This is a genomic window from Leucobacter tardus (assembly GCF_017583045.1).
In the GTDB taxonomy this organism is placed as follows: domain Bacteria; phylum Actinomycetota; class Actinomycetes; order Actinomycetales; family Microbacteriaceae; genus Leucobacter; species Leucobacter tardus.
Window position 1 is genome coordinate 468,760 of the sequence record NZ_JAGFBF010000005.1, and the last position, 20,530, is coordinate 489,289.

Sequence of the window (20,530 nt, forward strand, 5' to 3'; positions counted from 1 at the left end):
CTCGCTTCTCGGAATGGAGTGGTTCAGCCAACACGAACGCCGCGACGAGGGAGGCCTGGGAACTAGGTCTCGTCGCGGCGGCTAAGAAGAAGCGAGCCGAACAGCATGCCGCCACTATAGCAGCCGACCTCAGAACCCGAGACGGCCGAGGAACTTCGGATCCCGCTGCCACTCCTTCAGCACCTTCACCCGCAGCGACAGGTAGACGCGCCGGTCCAGCAGCGCCTCGATCTCGTGTCTCGCGCGCTCGCCCACCGATTTCAAGCGGGATCCGCCCTTCCCGATCACGATCCCCTTCTGGCTATCGCGCTCGACGTAGAGGCTCGCGTACAGTTCGAGCAGTCCGGGCGCGTCGCCGTCGGGTTCGCGTTCGACGCGATCATCGACGGTCACGGCGAGGGAATGCGGCAGCTCGTCGCGCACACCGTCGAGCGCGGCCTCGCGAATGAGCTCGGCGATGCGGTCGTCCTCGCTCTCGTCCGTCACCTGCGCGTCCTCGTAGAGCTGGGGCGACTCCGGCATCAGGTCGAGCAGCACGTCGGAGAGCACGTCCAACTGCTCCTCGGCCACCGAGGAGAGCGGAACCACCGCGTCCCACTCCCTCAGCGTTCCGAGCCGCGCGAGCTGATCGACGATCTCGGTGCGACTCGCACGGTCCGTCTTGGTGAGCACGGCGACCTTCTTCGCTCTCGGGAAGTCGTCGAGGCGCTCGTTGATGAACCGGTCGCCCGGCCCGAGCTTCTCGTCGGCCGGCACGCAGAATCCGATCACGTCGACGTCGCCGAGGATCGACTCGACGAGCGCGTTCAGCCGTTCGCCGAGCAGCGTGCGCGGACGGTGCACCCCAGGGGTGTCGACGATGATGAGCTGGCCGTCCGGTCGATGCATGATGCCCCGGATCGCCCGACGGGTCGTCTGCGGCTTCGGGCTCGTGATGGCTACTTTCTCGCCGACGAGCGCGTTCGTCAGTGTCGACTTGCCGACGTTCGGGCGCCCGACGAAGGTGACGAAGCCGGCGCGGTACGGTGTGTCGCTCACGGGCGATCCTCTCGGTGGTGCGGGTTCGGGGATCCCGCGCGGTCGTCCCGAGTGGAGGATCGGGAGTCCATGGCATCGATGAGTCCGGAGATCGGCCCGGTGGACGGCGCGCCGACCCATTCGGCGCGCACGGTGACGAGCCGCTGCCTGCGCCGCTCGGTATCGACGGCGGTCAACGCGATGCCGTGCACCTCGACCCGGTCGCCGACCTCGGCGAGTCGGCCGAGATACTTCGAGACGAGTCCGCCGACGGTGTTGACGTCGTCGTCGTCGAGCTCGATGCCGAACAGTTCTCCCAGCCGATCGACCGGCATGCGCGCACTCACCAGCTGGGATCCGTCCGGCTGCTCCACAGCCTCTGGCACCTCGCGGTCGTGCTCATCGGTGATGTCGCCGAGCAACTCCTCGATCAGATCCTCGAGCGTCGCGAGGCCCGAGATGCCGCCGTACTCGTCGACGACGAGCGCCAGGTGATTCGCCTCGAGCTGCATCTGCTTGAGGAGGTCGTCGGCGACCTGCACCTCGGGGACGAACATTGCGGGCTTCATGATCCGGGTGACGGCCGACTGCTCGGCCTCATCGGGGCGACGCAGCACGTATCCGCTCGCGTCGCGCAGGTGGACGATGCCGATCACGTCGTCGGAGTCGTCCGACACCACCGGCAGCCGCGAGTGACGCGACGCGAGCAGCTGCTCGAGGGCCTCGCGCACTGTTTCGTCGGCATCCACCGTGATCATGTCGATCCGCGGCACCATGATCTCCTTGACGCGGGTCTCGCCGAATTCCACGATCGAGTGGATGTAATCGCGGTCGTCATCCTCGAGCAGCTCCTGCTCGGCGGCCTGATCCACCATCGAGAGCAGCTGCTGCTCGTCGCGGATCGGAGCGTTCCCCGCGACGCCGGGGGTCACGCGGTTGCCGAACCTGATGAGTGCCGTCGCCAGAGGCCCGAGCAGCACGCGGATCGCGCGAATGGTCGGAGCGCAGAACCGGATCACCTGATCGGGATACAGTGTGCCGACGGATCGCGGACTCGACCCGACCAGCACGAACGAGAGGCCCGTCATCACGATCGTGGCGATGACGAGCTCGAGCCAGAGGTAGGCCAGGCTGTAGGCCACGACGAGCGTGATGAGCACCGCCGCGAACGTCTCGGCGAAGACGCGGGCGAAGCTCAGAGCGCTGCGGTGCGTGCTCTCGTCCTCGGCGATGGCGCGTACGGCGCGGCTGCTGCGTTGGTGGTCATCGGCGAGATTGAGCAGTTCGGCCTTCGACCGCGCACTCAGTGCCGCATCGGCGGCAGCGAGGAGCGCACCCACCGCCAGGAGCGCGAACGCCGCGATGAGCAGCAGCGCGACGACGAGACCGCTCATCGCGAACGCTCGCGCATGGCGAAGCTCAGGATCAGATCGCGCTGCAGACCGAACATCTCGGCCTCCTCATCGGGCGCCGCGTGATCGAACCCGAGCAGGTGCAGCATGCCGTGCGTCACCAGGATCATGATCTCGCGCTCGGTGTCGTGCCCCGCCGCTTCGGCCTGGCGTTCGGCGACCTGCGGGCACACCACGATGTCCCCGAGAATGCCGAGCGGCGTCACGGCATCCGGCCGGCCCGGACGCAGCTCGTCCATCGGGAAGCTGAGGACATCGGTTGCGCCCGGCTCGTTCATCCACTGCAGGTGCAAACGCTCCATCGCCGCTTCATCGACGAGCATGACACCGAGTTCGGTATCCGGGTGCACGTGCATGGACTCCAGCACGAACGCGACGAGCCGCAGCAGCTTCGCGTCGTCGATCGCGGCGCCGGCCTCGTTGTTGATCTCGACGGTCATGCGTCTGCGCTCCGTGGGTCGTGACCGCCCGAGCTCCGGGCGTCGTAGGTGTCGTACGCATCCACGATGCGGCCGACGAGGCTGTGGCGGACGATGTCGTCCGCCGTGAGGTCTGAGAAGTGGATGTCTTCGACGCCGCGCAAGATCCGGCTGACCTGTCGCAGTCCGCTCGATTTGTGCGGGAGGTCGACCTGGGTGAGGTCGCCGGTCACCACCATCTTCGAACCGTACCCCAGTCGCGTGAGGAACATCTTCATCTGCTCGGGAGTCGTGTTCTGCGCCTCGTCCAGAACGACGAACGACTCGTTCAACGTGCGTCCGCGCATATACGCGAGCGGCGCGACCTCGATGGTGCCGCTCGCCATCAGTCGGGGCACCAGGTCGGGCTCCATCATGGCGCCGACCGCATCGAACAGGGGGCGCAGATACGGATCGATCTTGTCCTCGAGCGTGCCAGGCAGGTACCCGAGGTGCTCGCCCGCTTCGACGGCGGGACGCGTCAGGATGATCTTCGACACTTCACGACGCTGCAGCGACTGCACGGCCTTGGCCATCGCGAGATACGTCTTCCCGGTGCCGGCCGGGCCGATGCCGAAGACGACGGTGTGGTCGTCCATGGCGCGCACGTACTCCCGCTGACCCTGAGTCTGCGGTCGCACCGAACGACCGCGGACCGTGAGGATCGGTTCGGCGAGCATCTGCGCCGCACCCGGGCCGTTCCCCTCGCGGACCATCCGGCCCACCTCCTTCACATCGGAGCGGCTGACGGCGCCGTTGCGCCGAGCCAGCTCCAGCATCTCGCCCACACCCTGCTCGACGTCGCGGACGGCGTCCACTGGCCCGCGGACGGTGAGTAGGTCTCCGCGGACGTGGAAGACCACGGCCGGATGCTCGGTCTCGAGCTGACCGATCAGTTGCTCCCGGTCTCCGAGGAAGGCGGCGAGGTCGACGCCGGTGAGCGAGATCGTCCGCTGCAGCTCAGGATCCAACGAGGCTGCGCTCCTCGAGGCCGCCGCAGAGCACGTGGGCGTGGACGTGGAACACCGTCTGCCCGGCTCCGGCGCCGTTGTTGAAGAGCAGGCGGAAGTCGCCGTCGCCGTGGGCGGCGGCGATCCTCTGCGAGACGTCGACCATCTCCGCGAGCAGCGTCGGATCGCCCGCGGCGAGGGCGGCGACATCGCGGTACTCGGTCGTCTTCGGGATCACCAGGACGTGGACGGGCGCCTGCGGCGACTGGTCGGGGAACGCGATGACGCGCTCCGTCTCCATGAGGATCTCGACGGGGATCTCGCCCGCCACGATCTTGCCGAATACCGTCTCTGCTGCCATGCCTTCAGTGTACCTTCCGCGCCACGACCGTCACCAACGACCGAGGGTCACGTTGAGGACCGCCAGCGCGGCCGGGCCGGCGCTCGAGGTGCGCAGCACGGCACTCCCCAGCGTCATCACGTGCGCCCCGGCATCTGCGAGCGCGGCGAGCTCGGAGTCCGTCAGACCGCCCTCCGGGCCGACGACGAGGCGGACCTCTCGAAGGTCTGCGGCGCGGGTGTCGGCGGCGGGTCGCCACGCTGTCGCGGGCGCCGAGCCGCGCGGGTGGAGCACGATCGTCTCGCGCACGCCCGGCTCATGGCTCGCGCACAGGTCGGGCAGGGTGGCCAGCGGCTCGACCGACGGCACTCGGGAGCGCATCGACTGCTTCGCCGCCTCGCGAGCGATCCGTCGCCACTTGGCCTCGCCCTTCGCGACCTTCGCGGCATCGCCGCGCCATCGAGAGACGGATCGCTCCGCCTGCCATGGGACGATCGCATCGACCCCGAATTCGGTCGCCTGCTCGACTGCCCGCTCATCACGGTCGCCCTTCGCGAGCGCCTGCACGAGCGTCAGGGTCGGCGTGGCCGCGGCGGCGCGTTCGGGGGCGCCGATCCTCACCGAGAACTCGTCAATGCCGACGTGCTCCACCGTCCCCGTGCTCCGCACCCCGTCTCCGTCTGCCACCGCGATCGATTCGCCCAGCCGGAGTCGGCTCACCCTGACCGCGTGCCTCCCCTCATCGCCATCGACGCGCACCACGTCGCCGTCGCCGAGCGCGTCGAGCGATCCGGTCGGGACGAGGTAGAGGTTCGCCACGGGTGTCAGCCCTGGCGGAAGAAGCGGTCGCGGATCTTGCCGAAGAAGCTCTGCTGGAACTCGCCGAGGGCCGGCGACTCGTTGCCGTGCTGCGCGGCGAACTGCCGCACGAGATCCTTCTCCCGATTGGACAACCGAGTCGGGGTGTGCACCTGGAGTGCCACCTTCAGGTCGCCGCGGTTCGTGGTCTGCAGGCCCTGGATGCCCCGCCCGCGCACCGTGATGACGTCGCCTGACTGCGAACCGGCCGGCAGGTCGACGACGATCTCACCGTCCAGCCCTTCGACGGTGACCTGCGTGCCGAGGATCGCATCGACCATGCTCGTGTGCATCGTCGAGAGCAGATCGTCCCCGTCGCGACTGAAGATGTCGTGGTGGGCGACGCGGAACTCGATGAACAGATCGCCGTTCGGGCCGCCGCCTGGGCCGACCTCTCCACCGCCCCGCATCTGCATGCGCGTGCCCGTGTCGACTCCGGACGGGACATCGATCGACATGGTGCGCCGCTCCCGCACGCGCCCCTTGCCGCCGCACTCGACGCACGGGTGCTCGATCACGGTGCCGAACCCGGAGCAGTTGCCGCAGGGGTGCATCGTGACGACGTTGCCGAAGAGCGACCGCACCTGGCGCTGCACCTGACCCTGGCCGCCGCAGATCTCGCAGGTGACGGGATGCGTCCCCGGTTGGCAGCACGTGCCCTGGCAGGTCTCGCAGATGACCGCCGTGTTCACGGTCACGTCGCGCTGCGCACCGAAGATGACCTCGTCGAGAGTCACGTCGACGCGAATCAGCGCGTCGTCGCCGCGCTGCGAACGCGACCGGGGACCGGCGGATCCCCCACCGAACCCGCCCCCGCCGAAGAACGTCTCGAAGATGTCGCTGAACCCGGCGGCACCGCCGCCGCCTTCGCCGCCGCCCATGTCGTAGCGGCGCTTCTGATCGGGATCGCTCAGCACGTCGTACGCGTGCGTCACGCTCTTGAATCGCTCCGCCGCATCATCGCTCGGGTTCACATCGGGGTGCAGCTGGCGTGCGAGTTTGCGGTACGCCTTCTTGATCTCGTCAGCGCTCGCCTCGCGCGACAGTCCCAGTGTTTCGTAGTGGTCAGCCACCGGTTGCAGCTCCTCTGATCGGTCGTTCGTTGCGTCTGGTCACGGGTGCCGCGTCTCCGACGCCGCACCCGAAGTTCATTCGTCGCCGAGTGCGCGGTTCAGGTACCGTGCAACCGCGCGCACGGCCGCGATGTTCCCGGCGTAGTCCATGCGCGTCGGCCCGAGCACGCCGAGCCGCGACACGGAGTCGCCGTCGTTCTCGTAGCTCGACGCGATCACGGCGGCCGCGCTCAACCCGTACGGAGCGTTCTCGCGACCGATGGAGGCCGCCACATTCCCGTCGCCGTGCGCCAGCTCGCCGAACAGCCTGAGCAGCGTGACCTGCTCCTCGATCGCTTCCAGCACACTGTGCAGGTCGCCCGTGAACTCTCCGGGTCGCGTCAGGTTCGCCGCCCCGGCGATCGCGATGCGGTCGGTGCGATTGGCGCGCAGCTGATCGACGACGACATCGAGCACCCGCCGAACCAACTCGGACTCCTCGGGCGCCGCCCAGTCGCCGAGCGTCTCGGCCAGGGATTGCAGGCCGGTGACGGCGGATTCCAGGTCACTGCCCACGATGGAGCCCGCGATCCGCTGCCGCAGCCCGTGCACCCATGCCTCGGTCACCTGATCGGCGGGAAGTCGTGCGATCCGCTGCTCGACGACCCCGCTGCCGAGAATCAGGACGCTGAGGACGCGATCCTCTCCCACCGCGACGAGGTCGAGGTGCCGCACCGTCGTCTTGCGCAGCGACGGGTACTGCACCACCGCCACCTGATTGGTGAGCTGCGCGAGCAGGCGCACAGTGCGCACCATCACGTCGTCGAGGTCGCGGGACTCGTGCAGAAAAACCTCGATCGCCGCTCGCTGAGCCTGGCTGAGCGGGCGGATGCGCGCCAAGGTGTCCACGTAGGTCCGGTATCCCTTGTCGGTCGGCACGCGACCCGAGGAGGTGTGCGGCGCGGCGATGAGCTCTTCCTCCTCGAGCAGCGCCATGTCGTTCCGGATCGTCGCCGCGGAGACACCGAACTGGTGCCTCGCCACGATCGACTTCGATCCGACGGGCTCGTTGGACGACACGTAATCGCTCACGATCGCGTGCAGCACGTCCAGACTGCGTCCGGAAACCATGCGTCTTCCTCTCCTCGTCGTGTTCGCTCGCGGGTCCGCCCTGACGGGTCTGGCACTCGCGAAGTCCGAGTGCCAATCTTACCGCAGGTGTCGCGCCCTATCGCAGGAGTCGCTGGACGACCGTGTCGGCGAGCAGGCGCCCGCGCCGTGTCGGTGTGACGCGCCCACGGATCGCCGCGCGTCCATCGAGGAGTCCTGCGGCGATGAGTTCGGGGATCGCGCGCCGCTCATCGGGCTGCAGGACGTCGGTCGGCAGTCCGTCCGCGATGCGGGTCTCCAGCAGGACCCGCTCGCTCCGCCGCGCTTCGTCGTCGAGAATCTCGCGCGCGAACGCAGGCGAGACTCCCGCGGCGATGCGCTCGGCGTAGGCGCGCGGGTGCTTCACGTTCCACCACCGCACGCCGCCCGCGTGGCTGTGCGCGCCCGGACCGACACCCCACCAGTCGGAGCCGGTCCAGTACGAGAGGTTGTGGCGCGAGCGCGTCGCGTCTGAAGTGGACCAGTTGCTGATCTCGTACCAGGAGTATCCGGCTGCGGTGAAGCGGTCGTCGACGAGCTCGTACATCTCGGCGTGCAGATCGTCGTCGGGCGCGACGATCTCACCGCGGCGGATCCGAGCGGCGAGCTTGGTTCCCGCTTCGACGATCAGCGCGTACGCCGACAGGTGATCCGGCGCCAGTTCCAGCGCCGCCTCCACCGACTGCGTCCAGTCGTCGATCGTCTCTCCCGGTGTTCCGTAGATCAGGTCGACGCTCACCTGCAACCCGGCAGAGCGCGCCCACTCCACGACGAGCGGCACCCGCTCGGGCGCGTGCGTGCGGTCGAGGGTTGCCAGCACCGATGGCACGGCCGACTGCATGCCGAAGCTCACCCGTGTGAAACCGGCGTCCGCGAGGGTGTTCAAGTAGGCGCTGTCCACGGAGTCCGGGTTCGCCTCGGTGGTGATCTCCGCCCCGGAGGCCAGCCCCCACACGCTCCGGATGCGGTCGAGCATGCGGACGAGGTCCGCAGCAGGAAGGAGCGTGGGGGTGCCACCCCCGAAGAACACGGTGGAGGCTTCGCGCTCGGGAAGACCCGCGCGGCGCAGCACCTCTCCTCCGAACGAGATCTCCGTCTCGGCCTGCGCCGCGTACTCGGCTCGACTGGTGCCGCCGAGCTCGCTCGCCGTGTAGGTGTTGAAGTCGCAGTACCCGCATCGCACTCGGCAATAGGGGACATGCACGTACACGCCGAACGGCCGGTCCTCCGCTCCCGCGCGCACCGACGGGGGAAGCGAACCGTCTTCGGGCGCGGGTTCGCCGTCCGGCAGAATGCTCGGCACGGGCTTACGGCAGCTCGCGCTCGGCAGCGGACGCTGACTCGGACGCGGACGTCTGATCGTCAGTGACGGCCGCGGACTCCGCCTCAACGGGCAGCAGCCCGGCCTCGACGACCGCGTGCGGCGCGAGGGCGCGCAGCTGCGCGTGGGCCGCGGCGAGTTCCGACTTGAGTGTCGCCCGTCCTTTGAGACCGAGGAGACCGTTCTGCGCGGCGGCCATGAACCCGCGCGCGCACGCCCACACGGAATCGTCCTCGCGGTGCTCGACCGTGAGGAGTTGTTCACCGATCGCGCCGGTCTCATCACCGGCGCCCCACGCGAATCCGACTCGGCGCGGTTCGTCAACGGTGTAGACGACCATGATCGCGTGCGGTGCCTCGCCCGCACCGCGGTCGACGACGGCGGTGGTGCCCGCCGTGAGGTACGGCTCGCCATCCGGACCGTACTGGTGCTCGGCGTGGCCGCCGCTCTCGGCACGGCCCTGATCGTCGAAGGTGAGCCCGGTGTAGCGCTCGCCCTCGCCCGGATCGATATCGGTGACCGTGTAGCCGGCCCCCCGCTGCGCTCCCCAGGTCATGAGGAGACTCGAGGCCACGAGGAACCGGTCCTGTCCGCTGCCGAGCTTCACCTCGTCCTCGTACGGCGTGGTGTCCTCGGGCGGGAAACGCATGAGGTCGGCGGCACTCGATGCTCCGACAGCCGCGTAGGCCATCGGCATGCGCTGGTGCGTGCTCCGACGACGGACCGGCTCGTTCCGCTGCGCTGCTGGGCTCATTTCTTAACCTCCTTGCCCTCCACATCGCCGGAGAGCGCCGCGATGAACGCCTCCTGCGGCACCTCGACGCGCCCGACCATCTTCATCCGCTTCTTGCCCTCTTTCTGCTTCTCGAGCAGCTTGCGCTTCCGGCTGATGTCGCCGCCGTAGCACTTCGCGAGCACGTCCTTGCGGATCGCTCTGATCGTCTCCCGAGCGATGACGCGCGCGCCGATCGCCGCCTGGATCGGCACTTCGAACTGCTGCCGCGGAATGAGCTTGCGGAGGCGCTCGGCCATCATCGTGCCGTAGTGGTACGCGCTGTCGCGGTGGACGATCGCGCTGAACGCGTCGACCTTGTCGCCCTGCAGCAGGATGTCGACCTTCACGAGATCGGCCTCCTGATCCCCCATCGGTTCGTAATCGAGGCTCGCGTATCCCTGCGTCCGACTCTTCAGATGATCGAAGAAGTCGAACACGATCTCGCCGAGCGGCATGGCGTACCGCAGCTCGACCCGCTCGCCGAGGTACTCCATACCCAGCAGATTGCCGCGCCGCGACTGGCAGAGGTCCATGATGGTGCCGACGTAATCCTTCGGCACGAGGATCGCCGTGCGCACCATGGGCTCGCGTACACTGCCGATCTTGCCGTCCGGGTACTCGGAGGGGTTCGTGACGGTCACCACTCCCCCGTCTTCGCGAGTGACCTCGTAGATCACGCTCGGCGCGGTCGCGATAAGATCGAGATCGAACTCGCGCCGCAGCCGCTCGGAAATGATCTCGAGGTGCAGGAGGCCGAGGAAGCCGCAGCGGAACCCGAAGCCGAGCGCCACCGAGGTCTCGGGCTCGTACTGCAGTGCCGCGTCGGAGAGCTTCAGTTTGTCGAGCGCCTCGCGCAGGATCGGGTAGTCGCTCCCGTCGAGCGGGTACAGGCCCGAGAACACCATCGGCTTCGGGTCGGTGTACCCCGGCAGGGCCTCCGTCGCGGGCTGCCGCTTCGCCGTCACGGTGTCGCCCACCTTCGACTGCCGCACGTCTTTCACACCGGTGATGAGGTACCCGACCTCGCCGAGCGCGAGGCCCTGCGTCGCCTGCGGCTCGGGTGAGGACACCCCGATCTCGAGCGCCTCGTGCTCGGCCCCCGTCGACATCATCTGAATCTTCTCGCGCGGCGCGAGCCGCCCGTCGACCATGCGCACGTAGGTCACCACACCGCGATAGGAGTCGTACACCGAGTCGAAGATCATCGCGCGTGCCGGGCCGTCGGCGTCGCCGACCGGTGCCGGCACCCGCTCGACCACGCGATCGAGCAACTCCTCCACGCCCGCGCCGGTCTTCCCGGAGACCGCCAGGATCTCGGACGGGTCGCCGCCGATGAGGTCGGTGATCTCGCGGGCCACGCGCTCCGGCTCGGCGGCAGGCAGATCGATCTTGTTGAGCACGGGGATGATCTCGAGATCGTGCTCCATCGCGAGGTACAGGTTCGCCAGCGTCTGCGCCTCGATCCCCTGCGCCGCGTCCACGAGCAGGATCGCGCCCTCGCACGCGGCGAGCGAGCGGGAGACCTCGTAGCTGAAGTCGACGTGACCCGGCGTGTCGATCATGTTGAGCGCATACGCGGTGCCGTCCGTGTCCCAGTGCATCCGCACCGCCTGAGACTTGATCGTGATGCCGCGCTCGCGCTCGATGTCCATCCGGTCGAGATACTGCGCGCGCATCTCGCGATCGGGGACGGTGCCGGTGATCTGCAGCATGCGGTCCGCGAGCGTCGACTTGCCGTGATCGATGTGCGCGATGATGCAGAAGTTGCGAATCACCGCCGGCTCGGTCGCGGCCGGGGCTGGGGGATGTGCGGTGCGTGGAGACATTGTCCGCCATTATCCCATGATCCGAGCGGACGGTGCCGCACGACGCGGCGCCCAGATCAGGGGCGCTCCCAGGATTCGATGTCGCCGCTCTCGATGCGGAAGAGCGGATGCGGTTTCGGCGCCGCCACGCGCCACGCTTCCCACCGCTCCGGGTCGCGCTCGGCGAGCTTGCGACCGAGATGGTCCCATTCGAAGGCGAGTTGACCGTCGGTGACCGGGAGCGGCGCCGACGGCGGTTCGGGTTCGCGGATCTTCGTCGCATCGAAGCGGTAGCCGCGCTCGGTGGCCTCCTGCTGCAGCGCGGACAGGTAGGTGCCCATCGCGCCGAGCGGATGGGCCGTACCGCGGAAGCGGATGAGCTGAGGGTGGTTCCGATAGCCGCGAGTGTTGCCGGCCAGTACATTCTGCGCGAGGAGCGACTCCCGCCAGCACGCCACGAGACCGACACGGTCGAGCTGTTCCGGGTGCAGCGACCACAACCTCACGCGCGCAGGGCCAACTCGGACCGGATCGCCGCCTCGATGGTGTGGTGCCTGAACTCGAAGCCGGTGCTCTCGAGCACCGCAGGTCGGGTCCGCTGATCAGACAGGAGCATCTCGCGCCCGCCGGTGCCGAGCACCCCCGCGAGGATGGGCGCCGGGAGCGGCGCCCAGTACGGCCGGTGCGCCGCGCCCGCCACCGCACGGACGATCTCGGCCGCGGTCGCCGGTTCGGGCCCGACGGCGTTCACGACACCCTCGCGATCGCCGTCGATGAGGTGGATGATCGCGGCGACTTCATCGCGCAGACTCACCCACGGCCAGTGCTGCGTGCCCGGTCCGATGGGGCCCGCGAGACCGAGTCGTGCGATCCGACGCAGCACTCGCCCGGCCCCGCCGTCGCCCATGACGATGCCGGTGCGAATGAGCGCCAGTCGGGTTGCCGCGGGCGCCGAACGCGCTTCGCGCTCCCAGCGGTCCACGACATCGGCGAGAAACCCGTCGCCCCGCACCGAGCGCTCGTCGAGCGTCTCCCCCGGGCGGTCCCCGTAGATCCCGACCGCCGAACCACTGACGAAGGTCGGCACCGCATCGCCGGCCTCGGCGAGCGTGCGCAGCGCGGACGTCAGTGTGGCGGTGGCATCGACACGCGAGTTCAGAATCTCCTCGCGGTACGCCCGCGTCCACGGCAGCTTCGAGAGCGAGGCCCCCGAGAGGTTGACGACCGCGTCCGCACCCGCGAGGTGAGCGGGATCGAGACTCCGCTCCCCCGGGTTCCAGGTGCGCTCCTCCGGTCGCCGGGCCGGCCGCCGGACGAGAGCGATGGCCTCGTCGCCGCGGGCGCGCAGCTCCTGCTGCAGCGCGGTTCCGATCATGCCGGATGCGCCGCCGATCACGATTCTCATTCAGGCCTCCAGCAGGTGTTCGAGCACCCGGACCACTCCGTGGGCGCGGTTGGATGGAGCGGTGAAGCGGGCGCCCTCGGCGACGCGCGCGTGCGCGTTCTCCATGGCGAAGGAGAGCTCGGCCGCCTCGAGCATCTCGAGATCGTTCAGATAGTCGCCGAACGCCGCCGTCTGCGCGGGGGTCACGCCGAGCGATTCCTGCAGCGCGCGCAGCGCGACGCCCTTGTTCACCGCGGGATTCATGATGTCCGCCCAGTGCTCGCCGGAGACGACGATCTCGTGATCTCCCGGAATGCCGATCAGCACGTCTCGTGCCGCCGACTCCGCCCCATCGAAGGCGTAGACGGCGAGTTTGAGCGGCAGGTCGTCGATCTCCGTGATGTCGTCGACCTGCTGCAGCTCGGCGTAATACCGTTCCGCTTCGGCGACGAAGGCCGCGTCGCGTCGCTCGATGTACGCACTCCGGCGGCCGCAGTAGACGAGGCCGAGGTCTCGGTCCGTGGCGCCGCGTACCCGCTCGGCGACGCGCCCGACGAGTTCCTGCGGCAGACTGCCGACGACATCGGCTTCGCCGTCGCGGACGACGAGATTGCCGTTCTCGGCGATGAACGTGGTGATGCTGCGCTCGTCGGCGAACATCTGCTGCAGTGTGGCGTACTGGCGTCCGCTCGCGGGCACAAGGGCGATGCCGCGCTCGGCGAGACGCTCGGAGACGGCCCAGAACTCATCGGGGATGCGCTGGTCGCCGTCGAGCAGGGTGCCATCCATGTCGCAGACGACCAGGCGGAGGTCGCGCCCCAGCGGGATCGCCTCTGACCAGGGACTCGGACTCATCGGCGTACGCTCCTCAACCCCTCGGTGTGCGGTGCTCGTGCACCCGCATCGCCATCGTATCGGACGGTAGGATGGCGATGTCTGTCACTCACATACGAGGAAAGGTCGATACGCACCGTGTCTGCCCCCGCCCAGGTCCGCGCTCAGATTCTCGAGGCCGCCGGCGACCTCGACCCCGATGTGCGGAGGGGGGTGGAGCATCTGCTCGGACAGGTCGCGACGGAGACCCTGAGCGAGCGCGAGCCGCGCGACGTCGTCGGCGCGATCCGGTCGATGGTCGAGCTCGGCGCGCGACGCGAGCCGGGCGAGACGCTCATCAGCGTCTTCACGCCGACACTCCGCGAGCACCACTGGACGTCGCGACGCACCATCGTCGACATCTGCACCGACGACTCGCCGTTCCTCGTCGATTCGGTGACGGCGGCGATCGCCCGCCTCGGCTCGACGGTCCACCTGCTGGTGCACCCGCTCGTCTCGGTCAGGCGCGACCACCGCGGTGCGCTCATCGAGACGGCGGCGCACGGCGGTCAGCTCGAGTCGTGGATGCACCTCGAGATCGACCGGCTCGCCACCGAGGAGGATCGCGAGCAGCTCGTCTCCCACCTGCGCAAGGTGCTCGGCGACGTGCGCAGCGCCGTCGAGGACTGGCGACCGATGCGGCGCGCCTGTCTCGACATCGTGACCGATCTCCGCACGCAGCCGCCCGCCACCGTCGACCCGACCTCGGTCGAGCCGACCGTCCAGTTTCTGAACTGGCTGGCCGACGACCACTTCACCTTCCTGGGATACCGGGAGTACGCCCTCGACACCGTCGATGGGACCGAGGTGTTGAAGCCGCTCCCGCACACCGGCCTCGGGATCCTGCGCAAGCAGTCGTCCGACATCGTGCATCTGCGCCCGGAGGCGCAACGCACGGCGCGCGAACCCCGCCTCCTCACCATCACGAAGGCAAATTCGCGGGCCACGGTGCACCGCGACGTCTACCTCGACTACATCGGCGTGCGCACGTTCGACGACGCGGGCAACGTCACCGGCGAACGACGGATCCTCGGCATGTTCACGTCGGCCGCGTACGCGACGTCAGTGCTCACCCTCCCCATCGCCGGCCAGAAGGTGCGCGACGTTATCGACGCCTCCGGATTCTCACTCACCTCGCACTCGGGCAAGGATCTTCTGCAGACGCTCGAGCAGTACCCCCGCGACGAGTTGTTCCAGGACTCGGTCGCCCACCTCCTCGAGGTCGCGACCGAGGTGAGCCGTCTGCATGAACGCCGTCGAGCACGCGCGTTCCTCCGCAGGGATGAGTTCGGCCGGCTCTTGTCCGCGGTCGTCTTCCTCCCGCGGGATCGCTACAACACGACGGTCCGTCTGCGCATCCAGGCGCTGCTGCGCGAGACCTTCGGTGCGGAGCGCATCGAGCACACCACCCGGGTCGGCGACGCGCCGCTCGCGCAGTTGCACTTCGTGGTGCGGATGCCGAAGGGCGTCTCGATCCCCGAGGTCGACGAGGATCGACTGCAGCGGGAACTCGAGCACGCGATCCGCACGTGGGAGTCCGGTCTCGTCGACGCCCTGCATCAGTCGTACGGGGAGGAGGAGGCCGGCGAGATCCTCAGTCGCTACAGCTCGGCCTTCCCCGAGGCGTACAAGGAGGCGGTCGCCCCTGCGGACGCCGTCGGCGACATCGCGAGGCTCGAAGGACTCGTCGACGACAGCGACATCAGGGTGCATCTGTACGCTCCGGTGGGCGCCGACTCGACGGTGCGCCGACTGTCCGTCGCCGCGATGCGCGAGTACCCGCTCACCCGGGTGCTGCCGATGCTCACCGCCCTCGGCGTCGATGTGATCGATGAGCGGCCGTACTCCATCGCACTCCCGAACGGTGAGACGCGCCACCTCTCCGACTTCGGGCTGACCGTCACCGAGGCCGAGCTCTGGGGCGATGGAGCGCGCGGCGCGGCATTCGAAGACGCCTTCCGCGCCGCATGGTCGGGAGCAGCCGAGAGCGATCGACTCAACGCACTCGTGCTGCGCGCCGGCCTCGACTGGCGCGACATCGTCGTGCTGCGCGCGATCGGTCACTACCTCAGGCAGATCGGCTCGGCGTTCTCCACCGAGTACATCGACGCAGCACTCACGGCGAATCCCGAAACCGCAGCGGGACTCGTCGCACTGTTCCGTGCCGCGTTCGATCCGGATGCTGCGGCGAGCGGCGCCGCGCGCGCCGCGCGGACCGCCGAACTCTCCGCCGCACTGCTCGATTCACTCGACGACGTGGCGAGCCTCGATCACGATCGGATCCTGCGCTCGTTCATCGGGGTCATCGGAGCGACGCTCCGCACGAACTTCTACACCCGCGACGAGTCGGGATCCCCGAAGCCCTGGGTGTCGATGAAGCTCGACTGCGCTCGAGTCCCCGGTCTGCCCAAACCTCACCCGATGGCCGAGATCTGGGTGTACGCGCCACAGGTCGAGGGTGTGCATCTGAGGTTCGGCAAGGTGGCGCGCGGCGGTCTCAGGTGGAGCGACCGCCGCGAAGACTTCCGGACCGAGGTCCTCGGCCTCGTGAAGGCGCAGATGGTGAAGAACGCCGTGATCGTGCCCACCGGTTCGAAGGGGGGCTTCGTCGCGAAGCAGCTGCCCGACCTGAGTGATCGCGCCGCGTGGCTCGCCGAAGGACGCTCGGCGTACCGCACCTTCATCCGAGGACTGCTCGACGTGACCGACAACCGCGACGGTGCCGAGATCGTGCCGCCCGCGCGCGTCGTCCGGCACGACGGCGACGACCCCTACCTCGTGGTGGCGGCCGACAAGGGCACCGCATCCTTCTCCGATATGGCGAACAGCATCTCTGCGGAGTACGGGTTCTGGCTCGACGACGCCTTCGCATCGGGCGGTTCAGCCGGGTACGACCACAAGGGCATGGGGATTACGGCGCGCGGCGCCTGGGAATCCGTGAAGCGTCACTTCCGCGAACTCGGGCACGACACGCAGACCGAGGACTTCACCGTGGTCGGGGTCGGTGACATGTCCGGTGACGTGTTCGGCAACGGGATGCTGCTCTCGGAGCACATTCGTCTGGTCGCGGCTTTCGACCATCGTCACGTCTTCATCGATCCGACGCCCGACGCAGCCGCATCGTACGTCGAGCGTCAACGTCTTTTCGAGACGCCCGGGTCGTCCTGGAACGACTACGACGCAGCACTCATCTCCGAGGGCGGTGGCGTGTTCCCGCTGACGGCGAAGTCCATTCGGGTGACGCCGCAGATGCGCGAAGCGCTCGGACTCGACGCCTCGGTCGCGAAGCTCACCCCCACCGAGCTGAAGCGCGCCGTCCTGCTCGCTCCGGTGGACCTGCTCTGGAACGGCGGCATCGGCACCTACGTGAAGTCGAGCGCCGAATCCGATGCGGAGATCGGCGATCGCGGTAACGACGCGATCCGCGTCGACGGGGCGGACCTCAGAGTGCGGGTGGTCGGCGAGGGCGGCAACCTCGGCGTCAGCCAGCGGGGACGCATCGAGGCCGCACAGGCGGGCATCCAGATCAACACCGACGCCATCGACAACTCGGCCGGTGTCGGCACCTCGGATAAAGAGGTGAACATCAAGATCCTGCTCAACGGTCTCGTGCAGGCGAACCGCATGGATCTCGAGGCCCGCAATGCACTCCTGCGGTCGATGACCGACGAGGTGGCCACGCAGGTGCTGCGCGACAACTACGAGCAGAACGTGCTGCTCGGCAACTCCCGGGCCAATGCCGCCGTGATGCTGCCACTGCATCAGCGCCTCATTGACTGGCTGGTGGGGCGCGACGAGCTCGACCGCGAGCTCGAGTACCTGCCGAGTGCGGCGGAGGTGTCCGCGCGGATCGAGCAGGGGGTCGGACTCAGCCGACCCGAGTTCGCGGTACTCGTCGCGTATGCGAAACTGGCGCTCAAGTCGGATCTCGCCGACACCGATTTCGCCGACGACCCCTGGTTCGCGCGCACGCTCGCCGACTACTTCCCGACCGCGATCCGCGAGGCGTACGGGGACGAACTCCACTCCCACCCGCTGCGCCGCGAGATCATCGTGAACTCGGTCGTGAACTCGATGGTGAATCGCGGCGGCATCACGTTCGCGTTCCGCGCCGCGGACGAGACCGGGGCGAGCAGCGAACAGATCGCTCGCGCCTACGTCGTGTCGCGCGAGGTCTTCGACCTCCGCGGCTTCGTGGAGCAGGTCGAAGCGACGGACACCGTGGTCGACACCGCGACGCAGACCGGGCTCTATCTCGGGTTCAGGCGACTGCTGGACCGGTCGGCGCGCTGGTTCGTGCAGCACCGTCCGGAACGCATCGATGTCGGCACCGAGATCACGATGTTCCAGGATCAGGTGTCGACGGCGGCCCACTGCATGGACGACCTGCTCCGCGGCGATGAGCTCGCCGCGTTCCAGGAGCAGGTCGCCGAATTCGAGGCCGCAGGCATGGATCCTGCGCTCGCTCGCACCGGAGCCGGTCTGCTCGCCTCGCTCTCGCTCCTCGACATCGCCGAACTCGCGCGGGTCAGGTCGTGGGACTCGTCGACCGTCGCGCACGTCTACTTCGAGCTCTCGGCGCTCATCCGGTTCGACGAGCTCCTCACGAGTGTCACCCGCCTGCCCCAAGAGGATCGCTGGGACTCGATGGCCCGCGCCGCGCTGCGTGACGACCTCTACGCGGTGGTCGTCTCACTGACGGCCTCAGTGCTCGAGACCACGAGCGACGACGACGCCGCGTCCCGCGTGACCGCGTGGGTCGATGCGGGGGGCACGCAGGCCGAACGAGCGCTCGACGCGTTGGAGACGGTGCACTCGCTCGATGCTCCCGGGATCGCCGCGCTGTCGGTGGCGCTGCGGCAGCTGCGGTCGCTGATCCGTTGATGCACGGCGAACGGGCGCGGACGGCATCCGCGCCCGTTCGCGAGGAAATCACTCGAAGGCGTCCTCATCCATGCCGGCCACATATGCGGCTTGACCGAGATGCGCCATCGCGTCGCCGGAGATGCTGATGAGCCGGGAGCCCCGGGTCACGGGCGGATCCCATGTATCGTCGATCACGTCGTCGAGCTGGTCCGGGGTCAGTCCGCCGATGTAGGCGCACTGGGCATCGATCACCGCTTCCAGGTGCGCGATGAGCAGCGATGCGTCCGCAGTGACGACCTCGCGCGCTCGAGTCGCGGAGTGTCCGTACCCCATGTCATCTGGTCCCGCGGAGAATTCGAATCGACTGTCGAAGGCCTGACTCGTCCAGACGGGCTCCTCGCCCGAGAGCTCGGAGATCTGCGCGTCGATCTCTCGAGCGGAGTGCCAGAGCAGCCAGGCGATGGAGTTGTCGTGGTGCGGGTGCGCGTTCAGCAGTTCGGACGTGAGCAACGGACGGAGTTCGCGAGCGGACTCGAGCGGCCGCGCCGCGAGGTCGAGCAGCAGATCGATGGCGTTCATGACCTCATCCTCTCCCGCCCGCGCCGAAAAGGGAGCAGAATGTGAGCATGTCATCGAAACGAGACGCGCAGCCGACGCTGCATGGCCCGCTCGTCACCCTCCGCGATCCGAGCGCTGACGACCTCACCCCGCTCCGCCGGATCCTCTCCGAGCCGGAGGTCGCGGAGTGGTGGGTCGGCTACGACGAGGCGCGGACTCGCGACGAGTTCATCGCGCATCCGGACGTCACCCGCGTGATCGAGGTGGAGCGGCGGACGGTCGGCGTCCTGTGCGTGTTCCGCGCCGACGATCCCGAGTACCCGACCACCGTGATGCACATCTTCATCAGCACCGCGTCGCGGGGACGGAGGATCGGTGAGGAGGCGCTCGCACTCGCCATCGCGCACGAGTTCGCAGCCGGGGTCAGCCGGGTCACGCTCGACCCGAACGTGCACAACGTCGGCGCGATCCGCAGCTACGAACGGCTCGGGTTCGCGCGGGTCGGAGTGCTGCGCGACTATCAGGTGCGCCCGGGGGGCGGGCTGCAGGACGGACTGCTCATGGACCTCACGCGCTCCGACTACCCCGACGGCCCGCCGATGCCGCCTCGCGAGGCGTAGCATCGCGCGACCGCGCACGAAAAAAGGGGCCGGATCGATGACTCGATCCGGCCCCTCATCGGAGAAGAGTGCTTACTCCTCCTTGGCTCCCTTGAATGCGCCCTTGACCGAGTCGGAAGCATCGTTCACGGTGTCCTTGACGTCGGCCTTCGTCGCCTGAGCGGCGCCTTCGGCCTGCATCTCCTTGTCACCGGTCACCTTGCCAGCGGCTTCCTTGATCTTGCCGCCGAACTTCTCGGCCTTGTTGTCGGCCTTGTCGTCTGCTGACATGTCATACCTCCTCGGTTGGTGTGCACAACGTTCTCCTCCACCGTACCCGAGCGATCCCGAGTCCGATGGGGGTTGCGAGCGCACGAATGTTTCCGCTAGCGCGCGCAGACCTCTCGGATAGTGTCGCTCGTCGAGACGACGACCGCCCGTACTTTCGTTCACCCGGATGACACCACGTGGGGTGCCCGAGGCGCAACCCATAGCGGGACTTTATTTTGACCTGATAACGTTACCCGAATGAGCCCGACAAGTGGTGGTCGACCGTTCGACACTCAGATCAGCAGGAAGCTTCTCGAAGCTGCACAGGCGATGATGGAGGAGCGCGGCTTCTCCGAACTCAGTGTCGACTCGATCACGTCCGCGGCGAACACGACGGCCCCGGCGTTCTACCGCAGGTACGCGAACCTCGCAGAACTCGCGGTCACCGTCATCACGGAACGTTTCGGAGACGTCCGCATCGGAGACTCCGGTGACCTCGAATCGGATCTGCTCGTCTTCCAGCAGCACGAGGTCGAGGTGTACGACTCGCCGCTCGTGCGGCACAACCTGCCGGCGCTGTTCGACATGGCGCGGACCCACGAGGCGATTCGCGACTTCACCGTGAACAAGCTGGTGCAGCCGCGTCGCGACAGACTCAAGGAACTCTTTGCGGCGGCGCGGGATCGGGGAGACATCGGTCACGGAGGCGACGACGACTACGCCTGCGATGTGCTGACCGGACCGCTGCTCTCGCGACTGCTCCTGCCCCTCGGTCTGCCCGTCGACGACGCATTCGTCCGACGCACGGTCGCGAGCGCGGTGAGCGAACTCCGCTCCGCCTAG

At 68.2% G+C, this 20,530-nt stretch carries 19 protein-coding genes; 3 read left to right on the top strand and 16 right to left on the bottom strand.

Annotated elements, in window-relative coordinates; translation table 11 throughout:
• Positions 1 to 129: 129 nt before the first annotated feature.
• From era to J4H85_RS09260, 14 genes are all read right to left on the bottom strand, one after another.
• Complete coding sequence (gene era, locus J4H85_RS09195; protein ID WP_208240507.1) at positions 130 to 1,038, bottom strand: GTPase Era; 909 nt, start codon at positions 1,036 to 1,038, stop codon at positions 130 to 132.
• The gene (locus J4H85_RS09200) at positions 1,035 to 2,411 is read right to left on the bottom strand and encodes a hemolysin family protein (RefSeq protein ID WP_208238923.1); all 1,377 of its coding nucleotides are present in this window, start codon (positions 2,409 to 2,411) and stop codon (positions 1,035 to 1,037) included. The genes era and J4H85_RS09200 overlap by 4 nt, the downstream gene beginning before the upstream one ends.
• Positions 2,408 to 2,869: an rRNA maturation RNase YbeY gene (gene ybeY, locus J4H85_RS09205; RefSeq protein ID WP_208238925.1), complete on the bottom strand. Its 462-nt coding sequence runs from the start codon at positions 2,867 to 2,869 to the stop codon at positions 2,408 to 2,410. Before ybeY ends, J4H85_RS09200 begins: the two co-directional genes overlap by 4 nt.
• The gene (locus J4H85_RS09210; protein ID WP_208238928.1) at positions 2,866 to 3,858 is read right to left on the bottom strand and encodes a PhoH family protein; all 993 of its coding nucleotides are present in this window, start codon (positions 3,856 to 3,858) and stop codon (positions 2,866 to 2,868) included. The genes ybeY and J4H85_RS09210 overlap by 4 nt, the downstream gene beginning before the upstream one ends.
• A complete protein-coding gene (locus J4H85_RS09215) occupies positions 3,848 to 4,198 on the bottom strand; it encodes an HIT domain-containing protein (protein WP_208238929.1) in 351 nt (116 codons plus the stop codon). Before J4H85_RS09215 ends, J4H85_RS09210 begins: the two co-directional genes overlap by 11 nt.
• Positions 4,199 to 4,228: 30 nt before the next feature.
• Positions 4,229 to 4,996, bottom strand: coding sequence for a 16S rRNA (uracil(1498)-N(3))-methyltransferase (locus J4H85_RS09220; RefSeq protein ID WP_208238930.1), 768 nt, complete (start codon positions 4,994 to 4,996; stop codon positions 4,229 to 4,231).
• 5 nt (positions 4,997 to 5,001) lie between these two features.
• Positions 5,002 to 6,108: a molecular chaperone DnaJ gene (gene dnaJ / locus J4H85_RS09225; RefSeq protein ID WP_208238931.1), complete on the bottom strand. Its 1,107-nt coding sequence runs from the start codon at positions 6,106 to 6,108 to the stop codon at positions 5,002 to 5,004.
• 75 nt (positions 6,109 to 6,183) lie between these two features.
• A complete protein-coding gene (hrcA, locus tag J4H85_RS09230; RefSeq protein ID WP_208238932.1) occupies positions 6,184 to 7,218 on the bottom strand; it encodes a heat-inducible transcriptional repressor HrcA in 1,035 nt (344 codons plus the stop codon).
• Between the two features lie 97 nt (positions 7,219 to 7,315).
• Positions 7,316 to 8,539: a radical SAM family heme chaperone HemW gene (hemW, locus tag J4H85_RS09235; RefSeq protein ID WP_208238935.1), complete on the bottom strand. Its 1,224-nt coding sequence runs from the start codon at positions 8,537 to 8,539 to the stop codon at positions 7,316 to 7,318.
• 4 nt (positions 8,540 to 8,543) lie between these two features.
• Positions 8,544 to 9,311 carry a DUF1990 family protein gene (locus J4H85_RS09240; RefSeq protein ID WP_208238937.1) on the bottom strand — a complete coding sequence of 256 codons (768 nt, stop codon included), beginning with the start codon at positions 9,309 to 9,311 and terminating at the stop codon, positions 8,544 to 8,546.
• Positions 9,308 to 11,158: a translation elongation factor 4 gene (gene lepA, locus J4H85_RS09245; RefSeq protein WP_208238939.1), complete on the bottom strand. Its 1,851-nt coding sequence runs from the start codon at positions 11,156 to 11,158 to the stop codon at positions 9,308 to 9,310. The genes J4H85_RS09240 and lepA overlap by 4 nt, the downstream gene beginning before the upstream one ends.
• Before the next feature lie 56 nt (positions 11,159 to 11,214).
• Positions 11,215 to 11,643 (bottom strand): pyrimidine dimer DNA glycosylase/endonuclease V, encoded by a 429-nt coding sequence (locus J4H85_RS09250; protein ID WP_208238941.1) that lies wholly within the window; start codon positions 11,641 to 11,643, stop codon positions 11,215 to 11,217.
• Positions 11,640 to 12,542 carry a TIGR01777 family oxidoreductase gene (locus J4H85_RS09255; RefSeq protein WP_208238943.1) on the bottom strand — a complete coding sequence of 301 codons (903 nt, stop codon included), beginning with the start codon at positions 12,540 to 12,542 and terminating at the stop codon, positions 11,640 to 11,642. The genes J4H85_RS09250 and J4H85_RS09255 overlap by 4 nt, the downstream gene beginning before the upstream one ends.
• On the bottom strand, positions 12,543 to 13,376 hold the full coding sequence (locus J4H85_RS09260) for a Cof-type HAD-IIB family hydrolase (protein ID WP_208238945.1): 834 nt from the start codon (positions 13,374 to 13,376) through the stop codon (positions 12,543 to 12,545).
• Between the two features lie 117 nt (positions 13,377 to 13,493).
• Here J4H85_RS09260 and J4H85_RS09265 point away from each other — a divergent pair, with 117 nt between their 5' ends.
• A complete protein-coding gene (locus J4H85_RS09265; protein WP_208238947.1) occupies positions 13,494 to 18,278 on the top strand; it encodes an NAD-glutamate dehydrogenase in 4,785 nt (1,594 codons plus the stop codon).
• 48 nt (positions 18,279 to 18,326) lie between these two features.
• Here J4H85_RS09265 and J4H85_RS09270 read toward each other — a convergent pair whose 3' ends face one another.
• Complete coding sequence (locus J4H85_RS09270; protein WP_208238949.1) at positions 18,327 to 18,839, bottom strand: mycothiol transferase; 513 nt, start codon at positions 18,837 to 18,839, stop codon at positions 18,327 to 18,329.
• Positions 18,840 to 18,886: 47 nt separating this feature from the next.
• Here J4H85_RS09270 and J4H85_RS09275 point away from each other — a divergent pair, with 47 nt between their 5' ends.
• Positions 18,887 to 19,438: a GNAT family N-acetyltransferase gene (locus tag J4H85_RS09275; protein WP_208238951.1), complete on the top strand. Its 552-nt coding sequence runs from the start codon at positions 18,887 to 18,889 to the stop codon at positions 19,436 to 19,438.
• Positions 19,439 to 19,510: 72 nt separating this feature from the next.
• Here the strand turns inward: J4H85_RS09275 and J4H85_RS09280 are convergent, their stop codons facing one another.
• Positions 19,511 to 19,708 carry a CsbD family protein gene (locus J4H85_RS09280; RefSeq protein WP_208238953.1) on the bottom strand — a complete coding sequence of 66 codons (198 nt, stop codon included), beginning with the start codon at positions 19,706 to 19,708 and terminating at the stop codon, positions 19,511 to 19,513.
• A gap of 237 nt (positions 19,709 to 19,945) precedes the next feature.
• Between J4H85_RS09280 and J4H85_RS09285 the strand changes: the two genes are divergently transcribed.
• Positions 19,946 to 20,530, top strand: a complete 585-nt coding sequence (locus J4H85_RS09285; protein ID WP_208238954.1) for a TetR/AcrR family transcriptional regulator — start codon at positions 19,946 to 19,948, stop codon at positions 20,528 to 20,530.